The organism is Streptomyces sp. CC0208, assembly GCF_003443735.1.
GTDB lineage: Bacteria > Actinomycetota > Actinomycetes > Streptomycetales > Streptomycetaceae > Streptomyces > Streptomyces sviceus.
Map to the genome: position 1 here is coordinate 6258636 of NZ_CP031969.1, position 15580 is coordinate 6274215.

General features: G+C 71.3%; 14 protein-coding genes. 7 read left to right on the forward strand and 7 right to left on the reverse strand.

Annotated elements, in window-relative coordinates:
- Window positions 1-180: 180 nt before the first annotated feature.
- A complete protein-coding gene (locus tag D1369_RS28770) occupies window positions 181-669 on the reverse strand; it encodes a GNAT family N-acetyltransferase (RefSeq protein ID WP_007381686.1) in 489 nt (162 codons plus the stop codon).
- 67 nt (window positions 670-736) lie between these two features.
- Between D1369_RS28770 and D1369_RS28775 the strand changes: the two genes are divergently transcribed.
- The 3 genes from D1369_RS28775 (at window position 737) to D1369_RS28785 (ending at window position 2622) form a co-directional block, all read left to right on the forward strand.
- Entirely contained in the window at window positions 737-1432 is a 696-nt protein-coding gene (locus tag D1369_RS28775) for a hypothetical protein (protein ID WP_007381685.1), read from the forward strand.
- A gap of 6 nt (window positions 1433-1438) precedes the next feature.
- Window positions 1439-2071 carry a hypothetical protein gene (locus D1369_RS28780; RefSeq protein WP_007381684.1) on the forward strand — a complete coding sequence of 211 codons (633 nt, stop codon included), beginning with the start codon at window positions 1439-1441 and terminating at the stop codon, window positions 2069-2071.
- A gap of 158 nt (window positions 2072-2229) precedes the next feature.
- A complete protein-coding gene (locus tag D1369_RS28785; protein ID WP_037899834.1) occupies window positions 2230-2622 on the forward strand; it encodes a hypothetical protein in 393 nt (130 codons plus the stop codon).
- Between the two features lie 9 nt (window positions 2623-2631).
- Here D1369_RS28785 and D1369_RS28790 read toward each other — a convergent pair whose 3' ends face one another.
- Window positions 2632-3303, reverse strand: coding sequence for an O-methyltransferase (locus tag D1369_RS28790; RefSeq protein WP_007381682.1), 672 nt, complete (start codon window positions 3301-3303; stop codon window positions 2632-2634).
- A gap of 87 nt (window positions 3304-3390) precedes the next feature.
- A complete protein-coding gene (proP, locus tag D1369_RS28795) occupies window positions 3391-4749 on the reverse strand; it encodes a glycine betaine/L-proline transporter ProP (protein ID WP_007381681.1) in 1359 nt (452 codons plus the stop codon).
- A 356-nt stretch (window positions 4750-5105) separates the two neighbouring features.
- Here proP and D1369_RS28800 point away from each other — a divergent pair, with 356 nt between their 5' ends.
- Window positions 5106-7082 (forward strand): bifunctional glycosyltransferase 87/phosphatase PAP2 family protein, encoded by a 1977-nt coding sequence (locus D1369_RS28800; RefSeq protein WP_240436105.1) that lies wholly within the window; start codon window positions 5106-5108, stop codon window positions 7080-7082.
- Window positions 7083-7087: 5 nt separating this feature from the next.
- On the opposite strand, the gene D1369_RS28805 is transcribed toward D1369_RS28800, so the two are convergent.
- Window positions 7088-8326, reverse strand: a complete 1239-nt coding sequence (locus D1369_RS28805; protein WP_007381679.1) for a cytochrome P450 — start codon at window positions 8324-8326, stop codon at window positions 7088-7090.
- Between the two features lie 222 nt (window positions 8327-8548).
- Between D1369_RS28805 and D1369_RS28810 the strand changes: the two genes are divergently transcribed.
- Window positions 8549-9718 carry a steroid 3-ketoacyl-CoA thiolase gene (locus D1369_RS28810; RefSeq protein WP_007381678.1) on the forward strand — a complete coding sequence of 390 codons (1170 nt, stop codon included), beginning with the start codon at window positions 8549-8551 and terminating at the stop codon, window positions 9716-9718.
- 149 nt (window positions 9719-9867) lie between these two features.
- Here the strand turns inward: D1369_RS28810 and D1369_RS28815 are convergent, their stop codons facing one another.
- A complete protein-coding gene (locus D1369_RS28815; protein ID WP_118082676.1) occupies window positions 9868-12111 on the reverse strand; it encodes an XRE family transcriptional regulator in 2244 nt (747 codons plus the stop codon).
- Between the two features lie 119 nt (window positions 12112-12230).
- Between D1369_RS28815 and D1369_RS28820 the strand changes: the two genes are divergently transcribed.
- Window positions 12231-13064: an alpha/beta hydrolase gene (locus D1369_RS28820; RefSeq protein ID WP_007381675.1), complete on the forward strand. Its 834-nt coding sequence runs from the start codon at window positions 12231-12233 to the stop codon at window positions 13062-13064.
- A 5-nt stretch (window positions 13065-13069) separates the two neighbouring features.
- On the opposite strand, the gene D1369_RS28825 is transcribed toward D1369_RS28820, so the two are convergent.
- Entirely contained in the window at window positions 13070-13768 is a 699-nt protein-coding gene (locus D1369_RS28825) for a YoaK family protein (RefSeq protein ID WP_118082677.1), read from the reverse strand.
- Between the two features lie 104 nt (window positions 13769-13872).
- Between D1369_RS28825 and D1369_RS28830 the strand changes: the two genes are divergently transcribed.
- Window positions 13873-15123 (forward strand): hypothetical protein, encoded by a 1251-nt coding sequence (locus D1369_RS28830; protein ID WP_007381673.1) that lies wholly within the window; start codon window positions 13873-13875, stop codon window positions 15121-15123.
- 28 nt (window positions 15124-15151) lie between these two features.
- On the opposite strand, the gene D1369_RS28835 is transcribed toward D1369_RS28830, so the two are convergent.
- Complete coding sequence (locus tag D1369_RS28835; RefSeq protein ID WP_007381672.1) at window positions 15152-15571, reverse strand: transglycosylase SLT domain-containing protein; 420 nt, start codon at window positions 15569-15571, stop codon at window positions 15152-15154.
- Window positions 15572-15580: the final 9 nt, after the last annotated feature.

Genomic DNA, 15580 nt, shown 5'->3' on the forward strand with positions numbered 1-15580 from the left:
GTGGGGGCTTGTGTAGCGCGTGCGGTGTGGTTTGGGGTCGGGGCCGGGGTGGGGGGTGTCCGTCCTCGGTCCGGCGGCTCGGCTGCTTGAGCAGGGCTCTGTGACGGACGCCGGCCGCTGCGGGCGGACACCCCCCACCCCGTCCCCTTCCCGCCGTACGCGGCTTGCGGGCCGTCGGGGCTACAGGGGCTTGCCCAGGGTGTGGTCCGCGTAGATGTCGTCGCTGTACGGGGCGATCTCCTTGTAGCCGAGCCTCGCGTACAGGGTCAGGGCCTCGGTCAGATCCTTGCGGGTCTCCAGGACCAGGCGGGTCGCGCCCAGGGCTCGGGCCGCGGACTCCGCCGCTGCGACGAGCAGGGGCGCGCCGCCCTTGCCGCGCAGCTCCTCGCGCACGTAGACCCTGGTGAGCTCGGCGCTTCCGTCGGGGCGCAGGCGTATGCCCGCCGTGCCGGCCGGTTCTCCCGCGTATCTCGCCACCAGTAACTGGCCTGTCGGAGGAGTCAGGTCGCTTCTGGTCTCCTTCGCCACCTCCCTCTCCAGCTCGGCCGGGTCCGTTCTGCGGTTCTCATGGAGGAGGTAGTAGCGGTCGCTGACCTCCGTGTAGTAGGCGCGCCAGAGTGCCGCTGCCGTGGGGGAGGCGGGATGTTCCGCGGTGATGGTCCAGGTCATGGCTGGATTGTCGCGTACACATATGCGGAGACGGTTTGAATATACGGTTCAGGGCAACCCGGCCGTCATGTCAACAGGCCTGATCATCGCTCTGATCGTGATCGTGGCGGCCGTCCTCATTGTGGCGGCCGTCCTGTCCCTGCGTGGCCGGGGCGCGCAGCACGGCCGGGGCCTGAAGCGACGCTTCGGGCCCGAATACGACCGTACCGTGGCCCGGCACGACGGGGACGAGAAGGCCGCCGAGCGCGAACTCGCCGAACGCGTGGAGCGGCATGGATCCCTGCGCGAGCAGCCACTCGAACCGGCGGAGCGTCAGCGGTACGAGGACCGCTGGACGGCCGCCCAGGAACGCTTCGTCGACTCTCCTCGGGAGGCTGTCGCCGAGGCGGACCGGCTGCTCGCCGAGCTCGCCGAGGCCCGGGGCTTCCCGGGCGGCGGGCAGTACGAGGAACAGTTCAACGCGCTGTCCGTGCACCACGCGGACCACGTGCACGGCTACCGGCGGGTACACGCGGTGGCGGGTACCCGCGCGAACGTCCGGCAGGACGGCGACGGCCGGACGGACACGGAGGACATGCGCGCCGCCATGGTCGAGGCACGGGCCCTCTTCGAGGACCTCGTCGGCCCGCCGCGGAGCCGCGAGGAGTCCCGTACACCCACCGGCGAGTCCCACGCGCGCGCCGGTCAGCCCCGCGACGGTCGTGACGACAGCCGGGGACATCTGCCATGGGCATTCAACAGGCGCCACGCGAAGGGGAGTTGAGCTGAAATGACGGATGCCACGAACAGGCCGGGAGCCGAGGGACGCACGGGCAGGGGTACGGGCAACGATCCCGCGGACGAGCACAGCCCCCTGGTGACACCCACCGAGACCGAGGCGCCGGATCTGGAGCAGGAGGGACGTCCGGCGGGCACCGCCGGCGCCGAGCGGCGTGGTGACGAGGGCGGCTTCGGCCGTGACTCCGTCGCCGGCCGGGACAAGACGTCCGGCCTCGGTCGCGGGACGGAGCGGGGGCGGGACGCCGGTTCTGCCGACGCCGTCGGCGGTGTCGGTACGGGTGTGGGCGGGGTCTCCGGCCGCGAAGGTCATGACGGCCGTGCCGGTCAAGAGGCCCGGCTGCTGCCGCACGACGAGTCCGACAAGCTCAGCGAGCGGCTCCAGCACGCCGTCGCCGGGTTCGTCGACGAACCCCGGTCCGCCGTAGAGGAGGCCGACCACGTGCTGGAGGAGGTCGCCGCCCGGTTCGCCGATGCCGTGAAGGAGCGTCGGCGCACCCTGCGCAACTCCTGGCAGACCGGCGACGGCGGCCAGAACAAGGCCGTGAGCGCAGGCGACACCGAGCAACTCCGGCTGGCGCTGCGGGACTACCGCGAGCTGACGGAGCGGCTGCTGCACAGCTGACGCCTCGTCCGTACGTACGACCGGCCTGTCTCCCGAAGTCGGGGGGCAGGCCGGTCTTGCGTGGCTTGCGCCGGACACCGCCCTGCCGGGCGATTTATCATGCGGCGGCGGCAGGTCAACGGGGTTGCCGCGCAAGGAACCTTTCAGGAGGAGCGCACGTGCTCGAACTCACCATGGCCGTCGTCACCGCGGCGGAGGAGGGTGCCACGGCCGGTATGCAGATGGCCGACGCGCCCAGTGACCCGGGCACCGTGCTGCGGGTGGGCCGGGACAAGTCCGTGTGCCGGCTCGCGACCCCCGACGACTGGCTGTTCGTCTCCCGGGTGCACCTGGAGTTCCTGTGCGGGCCCGAGGGCGTCTGGCAGGTGACCTGGCTCCAGGGCTCGCAGCCCGATCCCTCGTCCGAGGTGCAGCTGGTGGCCGGGGCCTACGCGCAGCCGCTGGTCTACGGCGGCTCCGTGACCCTGCCCCGGGGCGGCAACGGTGAGATCGTCATCCGCGACCGCACCGCCCCGCGCAGCGTCAACGTCGGCTTCTATCACGAGGCCTGAGCGGGACGGCTACGGCAGGACGCGGGCCAGCGCGAAGCCGTCGTAGCCCTTGCTGCCCACCGTCTGGATCGCCGTGGCGCTCAACCTCGGGTGCTGTCCGAGCAGTTCGAGCGCGGTGCGGGTGCCCCGGACGTCGGGGGCGGGGTTGTCGGGGTCGGCGACCCGGCCGCCCCGTACGACGTTGTCCACCACGATGAGGCTGCCCGCGCTGGTGAGCTTGAGCGCCCACTCCACGTAGTGCGGGTTGTTGGCCTTGTCGGCGTCGATGAAGACCAGGTCGAAGGGGGGCGGGTTCTCGTCGGCCAGCCGGGGGAGGGACTCCAGGGCGGGCCCGACGCGTACCTCGACGACCTTGTCGAGACCCGCGCGGGCGATGTTGCGGTTCGCGACCTCGGCGTTCTTCGGGCTGTACTCCAGTGAGACCAGGCGGCCGTCGGCGGGCAGGGCGCGGGCCAGCCAGATCGTGCTGTAGCCGCCGAGCGTGCCGAGTTCCAGGATCGTGCGGGCGCCCTGGATCTGGGCCAGGAGCTGGAGAAGCTTGCCCTGCGGCGCCGTGACGGCGATGGACGGGAGCCCGGCGGCCTCGCTGTCGCGCAAGGCCGCCCGGAGTGCTTCGTCCTCCGGGGCGAGATGGGCGGTGAAGTAGTCGTCGACGTCGTCCCAGAACTGCGACTCGCTCATACACCTATGCCTTTCATATGCCTAGTTAGGGCAGCTAACTAGTTGCACTAAGGAATATAGGTGTGCTCCCGGCTCCTGTCAGGGGAATTACCGCTGAGGCGGTGAGCCGGGCAGCGGCCGGCCCGCCGACTCGGTCATGAACCACACCGCCACACCGCCGATCACGGCCGCGGCCATCATGTAGTAGGCGGGCATCATCATGTTCCCGGTCGCGCCGATCAGGGCCGTCACCACGAGCGGGGTCGTGCCGCCGAAAAGGGACACCGAGATGTTGAAGCCGACCGAGAGGGAGCCGTAACGCACCCGGGTCGGGAAGAGCGCGGGGAGGGCGGACGGCATCGCCGCCGTGAAGCACACCAGGAGCAGGCCCAGCGCGCCCATGCCGAGCGCGATCGCGAACAGGCTGCCCTGCCGGATCAGCAGCAGGGCCGGTACCGAGAGCAGCAGGAAGCCCGCGCAGCCCGCGGCGATCACCGGGCGGCGGCCGACGCGGTCGCTCAGGGCGCCCGCGAACGGCTGGACGACCATCATCAGCGCCATCACGGCGAGGACGACCAGCAGGCCGTGCGTCTCGTCGTACTTCAGCTCGCTGGTCAGATAGCTGGGCATGTACGACAGCAGCATGTAGTCGGTGACGTTGAAGACCAGGACCAGGCCCACGCACAGCAGCAGGGCCTGCCACTGGCCGGTGATCATCTCGCGCAGCGGGACCTTCCGGCGGACGGACTCGGCCTTCTCGGTCTCCGCCGCGAAGGCCGGGGTCTCCTCCAGGCGCAGCCGCAGATAGAGGCCGATGGCGCCCATCGGGCCCGCGATCAGGAACGGGATCCGCCAGCCCCAGGAGACCAGGTCGTCGGTGGACAGCAGGGCCGTCATCAACGTGACCAGGCCCGCGCCGGCGATGTATCCGGCCAGCGTGCCGAACTCCAGCCAGCTGCCGAGGAAGCCGCGCTTCTTGTCGGGGGAGTACTCGGCGATGAAGGTGGACGCGCCCGCGTACTCGCCGCCGGTCGAGAATCCCTGGACCAGGCGGGCGACCAGGAGCAGCAGCGGGGCGCCGACGCCGATCGTGGCGTACGACGGGATCAGGCCGATGGCGAAGGTGCCGGCCGCCATCATGATCATGGTCACCGCGAGGACCTTCTGGCGGCCCACGCGGTCGCCCAGCGGGCCGAAAACCAGGCCGCCGAGGGGGCGGACCAGGAAGGCCGCGGCGAAGGCGCCGAACGTCGACAGGAGCTGGGCGGTCGGATTGCCGGACGGGAAGAAGACCTTGCCCAGGGTGACGGCGATGTAGCTGTAGACGCCGAAGTCGAACCACTCCATGGCGTTGCCCAGCGCGGCGGCCTTCACGGCGCGCTTCACGAGGGCCGGGTCGACGGCTACGGCCTCGGGGGCGCCGGGGTCGTGAGAGACGGTGTGAGAGAGGGCGGTGGCACTCGGCAAAACTTCGCTCGCCTGCCTTTCGACGGGGACAAGGGCAAAAAGCGACCATAGGCGGACTTGCCGGGCTTACGTGCTGCTCGGGTCCGGTCGCGGACCGTACATAAAGGTGCCGTATGCAGGTACCCCGTGCCTGGTCGGGGAGGTGCCTCCCCGGGACACATGTGATCCATCTCGCGCCTGGCTGCGCGACAGCCATCGGGACGGACTATGGTCATTCGGACAAAAACGAAGCGGACGTCAGGTGAAGCAGGCGTGGCCTGCGTCCTTCTTCCCGGACGCATGGCACGAACGGGACGAGAGGCCGACGCGGCGTGGCGAATGCGGAGCACAGGGGGACCACTGAGGTCCAGGCGCGGATGCGTGCGGCCAGGCTCGTCCTGTGGCTGGTGACGGCCGTCCTCGCCCTGCGCGAGGTGGCCGTCGTCCTCCGTACCCCCAGAGGCGAGCGGCTGACGGACCTGGAGACCTGGGTCGGCCCGGACGGTGTCCTGCATGCGAAGGGGTCGCTGTACGACTCGACGCGGTTCACCGGTACCCCGTTCGGGGGACTTGTCCTGAAGCCGCTCACCCGCGCCGCCGAACAGGCGCTCGGCTGGGGCTGGACCTTCGGCACCCTGCTCCTGGTCGTCGCCCTCGGTCTCGTCGCCGCCCGCGCGCTGCCCCAGCCGGTCGGCCGCCGCACCTCCCTGCTCGCCGCGCCGGCCGCGATCAGCCTCCTCATGCTGTCGCTGCCCGTGCGCAACACGCTCTACCTCGGGCAGACCAGCATCATCCCGGTCCTGCTGGTCCTCGTCGCCTGCTTCGCCGTACGGGGTGAGCGGGTCAGCGGACTGCTCATCGGGCTCGCCGCCGCCCTCCAGCCCGCGGTCCTGCTCTTCGCGGCCCTGCTCTGGTTCACCGGCCGCCGCCGGGGCGCCCTCACCGCGGCCGCGACCTTCGCCGCCGGCACCGCGCTCGCCTGGGCCGCGCTGCCGCACGACTCGTACACCTACTGGGTGCACCACATCGCGGGCACCGGCCTCGGGGGCCCCGCCGACGACCTCGCCAACCAGTCCCTGCACGGCCTGCTGCTGCGCCTGGGTGCGGCCGGACCGCTGGAAATCTCTCTGTTCCTGGCGCTCGGCGCGGCCGTCGCCGCGCTGGGCGTGCGCCGGGCCGTGCGCTACGCCCGCGACGGCCAGCTGCTGCTCGCCGTCGCGATCACCGGATGCGCGGCGATCGCCGTCTCGCCGACCACCTGGCAGCACCAGCTGCTGTGGGTGCTGCTCGCGGTCGTGGGACGGGTCGGCAAGCGGGCCTCCGACCGGTATGTGTGGCCGGTCGCCGTCGTCGTGGTGATGACACTGCCGACGACGATGCTGCTGCCGCACATCGCGACGCTGTACCCCCTGCGGGACAACATGGTGCTGCTGGCCGCGCTCGCCGCCGCCACGGTGATCCCCTTCCTGTCGCGCACCTCGCCGTACTACCGGACACCGATTGCCGCGCGGTACGCACCTCAGGTGCCCGCCCGGTTCCGGCACGTGCCGCTGCTGCCGTTCCTGCGGCGCGTGCTGACGCGGCCGAACCTCCTCCTCGAACTCCTGCTGATCCGGATCACGTACGCCGCCTACCAGCAGGTCAGACTCGCGGCGACCGGTGGCACCAACTCCGCCGGGCGGGCCACCGCCGAGAAGCACGGGCAGCAGGTCCTCGATCTGGAGCGCCTGCTGCACATCGACATCGAGCACTGGGCCAACCAGGCGGTCGTCAAGGTCGACTGGCTGCGGAACTTCTTCGACTACTACTACGAGTCCTTCCACTTCGTGGTCCCGCTGAGCGTGCTGGCCGTTCTGTACTGGCGCCGCCCGGTGGACTACCGGTGGGCCCGGGCCTCGCTCGGGTTCGCGACGCTGCTGGCCCTCGTCGGGTTCTGGCTCTATCCGCTCGCCCCGCCCCGGCTGATGCCGGCGCTCGGCGTCATCGACACCGTGCACGGAGTGCAGGACTTCTCCAAGCCGGACTACGGGACCCTGACCGCGCTGACCAACCAGTACGCGGCGATGCCCTCGCTGCACTTCGGGTGGTCGTTGTGGTGCGGGGTCGTCATCGCGGTCATCGCGCCGAAGTGGTGGATGAAGGGGCTGGGGCTGCTGCATCCGCTCTTCACGGTCTCGGCGATCGTGGCCACCGGGAACCACTGGGTGCTGGACGCGGTGGGGGGTGCGGTGGTGGTCGCGGGTGGGTTCGGGTTGTCGTATCTGTTCCAGGGGCCGCGGGGTCGGACGGTGGCAGCTGCCGCGGAGGTCGATGACGAGGAACGGGCGCTGGTGCGCAGTCCCCAGCGCCCCTGAAGACCTCAACCCAGGGTGACCTGAAGCTCCTTGACGCCGTTGATCCACGCCGAGCGCAGGCGGCGTGGGTCGCCGGTCGCGCGGAGGTTCGGCATGGCGTCGGCGATGGCGTTGAAGATCAGGTCGATCTCCAGGACCGCCAGGGACTTGCCGAGGCAGTAGTGCGGGCCTCCGCCGCCGAAGCCGAGGTGGGGGTTGGGGTCGCGGGTGATGTCGAAGACGTCCGGGTTCTCGAAGACCTCGGGGTCGTGGTTGGCGGCGGCGTAGAAGATGCCCACCCGGTCGCCCTTCTTGATCTGCTTGCCGCCGAGTTCCGTGTCCTGGGTGGCCGTGCGCTGGAAGGCGTTGACCGGGGTGGCCCAGCGGACGATCTCCTCCGCGGTCGTCGAGGGGCGCTCGGCCTTGTACAGCTCCCACTGGTCGGGGTGGGTGAGGAAGGCGTGCATGCCGTGGGTGATGGCGTTGCGGGTCGTCTCGTTGCCGGCGACCGCCAGCATCAGCACGAAGAAGCCGAACTCGTCGGAGTTGAGGTTGCCCTCGTCCTCCGCGGCCACCATGGTGGTGACGATGTCCTTGGCCGGGCACTGCTTGCGGTCGGCCGCCATGTTCATCGCGTAGGCGATGAGCTCCATGGCCGACTCCTGGCCGACCTGCTCGCTGATCGCGTACTCCGGATCGTCGTACGAGATCATCTTGTTGGACCAGTCGAAGATCTTCGCCCGGTCGTCCTGCGGGATGCCGATGAGCTCGGCGATGGCCTGCAGGGGCAGTTCGCAGGCGACCTGGGTGACGAAGTCGAAGGAGCCGCCGGGCAGGGCGGACGCGCTCTCGACGATCGCGTGGGCGCGGTTGCGCAGGCGTTCCTCCAGGGCGCGGATGGCCCGGGGGGTGAACACCCGTTGGACGATCCCGCGGACCCTGGTGTGCTCCGGCGGGTCCATGTTGAGCAGGATCAGCCGCTGTGCGTCGATCGCGTCGCGCTCGATGCGTTCGTTGAAGCGGATGATCGCCGTGTTGAGGTACGACGAGAAGATCTCCGGGTGGGTGGAGACGTACTTGACGTCCGCGTGCCGGGTGACCGCCCAGTACCCCTCGTCCTGGAAACCGGCGACATTGGCCGACTGGGGGATCCAGCGCACCGGTTCGGCCCGGCGCAGTGCGGCGAACTCCGGCAGCGGTACGCGACTTTGCAGCAGGTCGGGGTCGGTGAAGTCGAACCCGTCGGGAAGCGCTGGACACGACATCGGCAACTCACTCCAGCCGTTCGACAACTTTCTGACGGCCCATCAGGAACAGAGCTGCCGTGAAGGTAGTAACGGGTTCTACAAGAGGCAAGGGGCACGGAGGCCCCAATTGCCTGCAAGACCCTTGCGGTGGCGGCCGGATCCTCAGCAGACTGCAAGCAACGCGCTAACTAGAACACGTACTAGTTCCAGGGATCCGTTCGGAGGAGAGGACCCGCACCCATGGCCGCCGAACCCGTGATCGTCGAAGCCGTCCGTACCCCCATCGGCAGGCGCGGCGGCGCGCTCGCCAATCTGCATCCCGCCTATCTGCTGGGCGAGACCTACCGAGAACTCCTCGGCCGTGCCGGCATCCCCGCCGACGCGGTGGAACAGATCGTCGGCGGCACGGTCACCCACGCCGGCGAGCAGTCCATGAACCCCGCGCGCACCGCCTGGCTGACCGTCGGGCTGCCGTACGAGACCGCGGCGACGACGGTCGACTGTCAGTGCGGCTCCTCGCAGCAGGCCTCCCACATGGTGGCCAACATGGTCGCGGCCGGGGTCATCGACGTCGGCATCAGCTGCGGTGTCGAGGCGATGTCCCGGGTGCCGCTGGGCTCGGGATCGAAGCACGGGCCCGGCAAGCCCTTCCCGGACGAGTGGAACGTCGACCTGCCCAACCAGTTCGAGGCGGCCGAACGGATCGCGCGGCGCCGGGGGTTGACCCGGGAGAACGTCGACACGCTCGGCCTGCTCTCCCAGGAGCGGGCGGCCGTCGCCTGGGCCGAGGAGCGTTTCAAGCGGGAGACGTTCGCGGTGCAGGTGCCGACCACCGAGGAGGAGCAGCGGGCCGGGCAGGGCATGTGGCGGCTCGTCGACCGGGACGAGGGGCTGCGCGACACGTCCATGGAGGCGCTGGCCGGTTTGAAGCCGGTCATGCCGACGGCGATCCACACGGCGGGCAACTCGTCCCAGATCAGCGACGGCGCCGCGGCGATCATGTGGGCGTCCAAGCGGATGGCGCGGGCGCTGAAGCTGAGGCCGCGGGCCCGGATCGTGGCCCAGGCGCTGGTCGGCGCCGACCCGCACTTCCACCTCGACGGTCCCGTCGACGCGACCCGCGCGGTCCTCGGCAAGGCGGGCATGTCCCTGAAGGACATCGACCTCGTCGAGATCAACGAGGCTTTCGCGTCCGTGGTGTTGAGCTGGGCCCAGGTCTTCGAACAGGACCTGGACAAGGTCAACGTCAACGGGGGCGCGATCGCCCTCGGACACCCGGTGGGGGCCACCGGGGCTCGGCTCATCACGACGGCCCTGCATGAACTGGAGCGCACGGACAAGGAGTTCGCGCTCATCACGATGTGTGCGGGCGGGGCGCTGGCCACCGGCACGATCATTCAGCGGTTGTAGCCGACGTCCCGTCGCGGACGGCTCGGAGGCCGAACGGGGGCTCGACGTCTTCTCCACCTGGCGGTCGACCTTGGGTGAGGCTGCAACAGGACGGGGACACCCCTGTCCGCCTGCGCACCGGCCCCGCCGGTTCCCAGGTGAGGACCGTTTCACCCGAGGCGCTCGATCCCCGCCCTCGCCTCCGCCACCGACGCCGTGTCGCCGAATGCCGTGAACAGGTCGCGGGCCCGGAGATAGAGCTCGCGGGCTTCGTCGGGGTCGCCACAGTGTTCCAGGGCCGTGGCGAGGCCGAGCGAGGTGTGGGCGCGGAGGCGGTCGATGCCGGCGTGGGCGGACGGTGTGCCGACCGCACGGAAGGCCTCCGCCGCCTCGGGCCAGCGTTCGAGGGCCAGCAGGTCCTTGGCCGTCTCGCAGCGCAGGAGCGCCGCGACGAACTCGTTCAGGCCGGGCACGTCCCCGGGCCGGGTGCCGAGCAGGGCCCGGTGCAGGGCCAGTGCCTCCTCGCCGTGGCCGGACTCGCGCAGGGCGGTGCCGAGGACGCGCTGGGAGACGGCCATGCCGGTGGAGTCCCCGGTGGTCTCGAAGAGCTGGGTGGCCCGGGCGGCCGCCTCCGCCGCCTCCGCGGGACGGCCCAGGCCCATGCAGGCCCCGCTGATGTACGACCACGCCCAGGCCTGCTGGTCCAGGTCACCGGTTTCCGAGGCCAACTGCAGGGCCTGGAGGGCGAGTTCCTCGGCCTCCTCGTACCGGCACGCGCCCACCGAGTGGGCCCAGGCGAGGCAGTTGAGTTGGTGGGCCTCGGCCGCCCGGTCCTCGAGGGCGGCCGCGGACCGGGCGCCGTGGGAGAAGAGGGTCCGCCACTCGGGCCACTGGCACCAGCGGTCGGAGAACCAGTACAGGGTGCGCGAGGCGTGCAGGATCTCCTGGTGCCGGTCCGCCGCGAACATCAGGGGCAGGGCGCCCGCCCAGTTGGAGCGCTCGGCGGTGAGCCACTCCTCCGCCTCCTCGGCGGACCCGGGGGTGAAGGGGACGGGTTCGCCCGGCCAGGGCTCCGGCGCGCCGGGCGCCTCGAACCGGCGGCCCGCGGCGGAGGCCGACCGCAACAGCCAGTCCGCCATGCGCCGTCGCACGTCCCGGGTCACCGACTCCGGTTCCTCGGCGCCGAGTTGCTCCCGCGCGAAGAGCCGTACGAGGTCGTGCAGGGCGTACCGGCCAGGCGCGGTCTCCTCCAGCAGGCCCCGGTCGACCAGCAGGTCGAGGGAGTCCTCGGTGGTGAGCGGGTCCTCGCCGGTCAGTACGGCGGCGAGGTCGGGGCCGGTGTCGTGGCCGGGGACGAGGGACAGGCGGCGCAGCAACAGCCGGTGCGGCGGCGTGAGTTGGCCGTAGGAGAGGGTCAGGGCGCTGCGGACGGCGAGGTCGCCCGCGACCAGGCCGCTCAGTCTGCGTCCCTCGTCGGCGAGTTGGCCCACCAGGTGGGCCGGGGTCCAACTCGGTCGGCTAGAGAGGCGGTTGCCGACGATCCGCAGGGCCAGGGGGAGATGCCCGCACAGCTCGGTCAGCCGGGTGACCGACTCGGACTGCCCGTCGACGCGCGGGGTGCCGAGGATCCGTTCCAGGAGGGTCGCCGACTCGCCGCCGCTGAGCCCGCCGAGCCGGATCCGCCGTACCCCTTCGAGACCGGCCAGCGGACGCCTGCTGGTGACCAGCACCAGACTGCCTTCCGCGTCCGGCAGCAGCGGTCTGGTCTGGGCCTCGTCGGCCGCGTCGTCGAGGACGACCAGGGCGCGGCGGGTGGCGAGCGTGGCCCGGTAGACGGCCTCGCGGGCCGCGGGGTCGACCGGTATCCGCTCCGGCGGGAGACCGAGCGCCGTCAGCAGGAGGACCAGCGCCTCGTCGGCCGGCAGCGGGGAGTCGCTCATGCCGTGCAACGGGACGCAGACGCAGCCGTCCGGGAAGGAGCCGGACAGGCGTCGCAGCGCTTCCGCGGCGAGCGTGGTCTTGCCCTGTCCGCCCGGCCCGAAGAGCACCACGGCACGCGTACCGGTGCCGCTGCCCAGGGACTCCAGCTCCGCCAGTTCCCGCTTCCGTCCGGTGAAGTCCGGGACGGTCCGCAGGAGATACGGCGGCGTCGGCGCCCCGCCGCGTTCCCGGCCGGCGTCGGCCAGCCGCTGCAAGCGCTCGCGCTGCTCGTCGTCGAGCCCGAGGGCCGCGGCGAGGGCGTCGACGGTACGGCGCTGCGGCCCCCGGCTGCGACCGCGCTCCAGGTCGCCGAGGGCGCGGACGCTGACTCCTGAGGCCTCGGAGAGCTCCTCCAGGGTCAGCCGGGCGGCCCGGCGCAGGGAGCGGAGGGTGCCGCCGAAGGGGGTCGAGGGAGGAGAAGTGTGCCTGGTCATCAGGACAATTAGAACAGCGCTCCCTACTTCCGCCTGTGTTTCTGCCTGGCGCGAACCGGCCGCCACTGGTGAGCTGGATTCCGGTCCGAGCAGTTCCCGTCGAAGGAAAGAGAACCGATATGCCGTACATCACCGTAGGCGCGGAGAACAGCGCGCCGATCGAGCTCTATTACGAGGACCACGGCACCGGACAGCCCGTCGTGCTGATCCACGGCTACCCGCTCGACGGCCACTCCTGGGAGAAGCAGCTCCCCGCGCTGCTGGAGGCCGGCCACCGGGTCATCACCTACGACCGCCGCGGCTTCGGCCGTTCCTCGCAGCCCACCACCGGCTACGACTACGACACCTTCGCCGCCGACCTCGACAAGGTCCTCACCACCCTGGACCTGACCGACGCGGTCCTCGTCGGCTTCTCGATGGGCACCGGCGAGGTGGGCCGCTACCTGGGCACCTACGGCTCGGGCCGGGTCGCGAAGGCGGCCTTCCTGGCCTCCCTTGAGCCCTTCCTGCTGAAGACCGACGACAACCCGACGGGCGTGGACCAGTCGGTGTTCGACGGCATCCTGGAGGCCGTGACCAAGGACCGTTACGCCTACTTCGACGCCTTCTACCAGGACTTCTACAACCTGGACGAGACGCTCGGCAGCCGGATCAGCGAAGCGGCCGTCCGGGGCAGCTGGAACGTGGCGGCGGGTGCCTCGGCGCACGCCTCCGTGGCCTGCGTGCCGACCTGGATCACCGACTTCCGGGCCGACGTGGCGAAGATCGACGTACCGGCGCTGATCCTGCACGGCACCGGCGACCGCATCCTGCCGATCGACGCGACCGGCCGGCCCTTCCACGCGCTGCTGCCGTCCGCCGAGTACGTCGAGATCGAGGGCGCGCCGCACGGGCTGCTGTGGACCCACGCGGAGGAGGTCACCTCGGCGCTGCTGGCCTTCCTCGCGAAGTAGGCGGGCTACTCGCGCCCCGAGGCGGTCACCGCGAGCAGGGCCACCAGCCCCGCCGCGACGGCCAGCGGAATCCCGAGGCCGTGGTGGAGCACCAGCCACGCGCCGATCCCGGCTCCGGCGACCATCGCGACCACGGACGCCGTGCGCCGGGGGGAGCGGGTGCCGGGGCCGCCGCCGGCCCGGGAGTCGGCGGCGAGGCCGGTCAGCGTCATGGTCAGCACGGTCGTCGTCAGGTCAGGGACGCCGAGCTTGCGGACCGTGGCGTTGCGCAGGCCCATGGCGAACGCCGTGACGGCGATGAGGGTGTAGGCGGTGGCCGTGGCGCCGGGCGCGGCGAAGGCGACCACGGCCGAGATCCCCAGAAACACCGCCTCGGCGGCGAGCGTGAGGCGGGCCCAGGTGCGGCGGGAGCCGGAGCCGAGCCGTACGGCGACCCGGCCACCCGCGATCGCGCCCACCACGAAGGACACCAGCGAGGTCAGCGTGTGCTCCACCGAGAAGCCGGGCGCCCCGGCCGCGGCGAACCCGAGCACCACCACATTGCCGGTCATGTTCGCGGTGAAGACGTGTTCGAGGCCGAGATAGCTGACGGCGTCGATCAGTCCGCTGACCACCGTCAGCCCCAGCAGTACGGCCACCAGGCGCAGCCCGCGCGCCTCGGGATCGCCGGCTGCCTGCGTGTCGGTGCCGCTCTGTTCGCTCATCGGGTCTCCGGACGGCCGGACGGTCGGGGTGCACCCAAGTCCACCACGGATGCGGGGGGTTCTCGGATGTCGGGGGTGACCTGCGCGTCCGTAGCGTCGAGGACATGAGTGACGAGACGCGCACATCCCATGGATCACGGGCGAGCCGGCGCACGCGGAGGGGGCTCGCCGCAGCGGCCGCCCTGCTGCTCGCCGGGCTCGCCGCGGCCCCGGTGGCGGCGGCCGCCGGTGAGCGGACGCAGCAGACGCGACGCGGTGACCTGGTCGCCGTCACGCCGGTCGCCGACCGGGACGCCGGGCAGGTCAGGTCGTTCCTGACCGGGTGGGACGTCGACGCCGACGGGGTGCGGTACGGCTTACGGGCGTACCGGCTGACGTACCGGACCGTCGACCCGTACGGCGCACCCACCACCGCGACCGGGCTGCTGACGCTGCCCAGGGGTGGCGGCCACCGCCTCGACCTGGTCTCCGACACCCACGGCACGATGGTGGACCGCGACTACGCGCCCTCGGTGAGCGAGGACTTCGGGCGGGTGCCGTCGTACGTCAACGCGGCCGCGGGCCGCGCGGTCGCCGCCCCCGACTACCTCGGTCTCGGCAAGGGGCCGGGCCCGCATCCGTACATGGACACCGCCTCGTCCGTGACCGCCTCCGTCGACATGCTGCGCGCGGCGCGGACGGCCGCGGAACGGCTCGGGCGCCCGCTGACCGGCGCGGTGTACGCGACGGGCTTCTCGCAGGGCGGGCAGGTCGCGATGGCGCTCGGGAAGGCCCTGGACGAAGGCGCCGACCGGCACTTCCGGCTTGTGGCCCTCGCGCCGGTCAGCGGCCCGTACGACCTGGAGGGCCAGGAGATGCCCGCGCTGTTCGACGGCCGGGTCAACGACACCAGCGGGGTCCTCTACATCGCGTACTGGCTGGTCGCGCAGAACCGCCTGCACCCCCTCTACAAGGACCCGTCCGAGGCCTTCCGCGCGCCCTGGGCGAGCCGGGTGGAGGGCCTGCTCGACGGGAGTCACGAGCAGGAGGACGTCGGCAGGGGACTCGCGCCCTCGGTGAAACAGCTGCTCACGCCCGCCTTCTACGAGCGGCTGCGGCACCCGTCCGGCGCCGTGCTGGACGCCATGCGGACCGCCGACCACACCTGCGACTGGAAGCCGGACGTGCCGGTGCGGCTGTATGCCGCCGCCGGCGACACCGACGTGCCCCTCGGCAACACCCGGACATGCGCCCGCACCCTCGCAGGTCAGGGAGCGAGGGTGCGGGTGGTCGATCAGGGGGCCGTGGACCACTTCGGGTCGGTCCTGGTGTCGGCCCCCCAGGTGGTGCGGTTCTTCGACGGCGTACGGCGGTGACGCGTACGACGGTGACGTGTGCGGCGGCTCAGTACCAGCCGTTGGCCTGCCAGAAGGCCCAGGCGGCGGTCGGGCTGCCGTAGCGGGAGTTCATGTAGTCCAGGCCCCACTTGATCTGGGTCTTGGCGTTGGTCTTCCAGTCGGAGCCGGCCGAGGCCATCTTGGAGCCGGGCAGGGCCTGGACCAGGCCGTAGGCGCCGGAGGAGGAGTTGGTGGCGTCGACGTCCCAGCCGCTCTCGTGCTCGACGATCCTGCTGAACGCGTTGTACTGCGCGGCGTTCGGGATCATCTTGTGTGCGATGGCCTTGGCCTGGGCGGAGGAGTTGGTCGTGGCCGCCTGGGCCGGCGCCGCGGTCAGGACCAGGCCGGCGGTGGCGGCGGCCATCGCGACGGTGGTGATGGCCTTCTTCGGGGAAGCGATGCGGCGGGCGAAGCGGGAGACGGACACGAGGAACCT

Coding starts and splice junctions, on each gene's coding strand:
- D1369_RS28805 (WP_007381679.1), bottom strand. CDS start 8,326: ATGTCGTGTCCAGCGCTTCCCGACGGGTTCGACTTCACCGACCCCGAC.
- D1369_RS28800 (WP_240436105.1), top strand. CDS start 5,106: ATGCGTGCGGCCAGGCTCGTCCTGTGGCTGGTGACGGCCGTCCTCGCC.
- D1369_RS28775 (WP_007381685.1), top strand. CDS start 737: ATGTCAACAGGCCTGATCATCGCTCTGATCGTGATCGTGGCGGCCGTC.
- D1369_RS28770 (WP_007381686.1), bottom strand. CDS start 669: ATGACCTGGACCATCACCGCGGAACATCCCGCCTCCCCCACGGCAGCG.
- D1369_RS28810 (WP_007381678.1), top strand. CDS start 8,549: ATGGCCGCCGAACCCGTGATCGTCGAAGCCGTCCGTACCCCCATCGGC.
- D1369_RS28815 (WP_118082676.1), bottom strand. CDS start 12,111: ATGACCAGGCACACTTCTCCTCCCTCGACCCCCTTCGGCGGCACCCTC.
- D1369_RS28790 (WP_007381682.1), bottom strand. CDS start 3,303: ATGAGCGAGTCGCAGTTCTGGGACGACGTCGACGACTACTTCACCGCC.
- D1369_RS28830 (WP_007381673.1), top strand. CDS start 13,873: ATGAGTGACGAGACGCGCACATCCCATGGATCACGGGCGAGCCGGCGC.
- D1369_RS28820 (WP_007381675.1), top strand. CDS start 12,231: ATGCCGTACATCACCGTAGGCGCGGAGAACAGCGCGCCGATCGAGCTC.
- D1369_RS28825 (WP_118082677.1), bottom strand. CDS start 13,768: ATGAGCGAACAGAGCGGCACCGACACGCAGGCAGCCGGCGATCCCGAG.
- D1369_RS28780 (WP_007381684.1), top strand. CDS start 1,439: ATGACGGATGCCACGAACAGGCCGGGAGCCGAGGGACGCACGGGCAGG.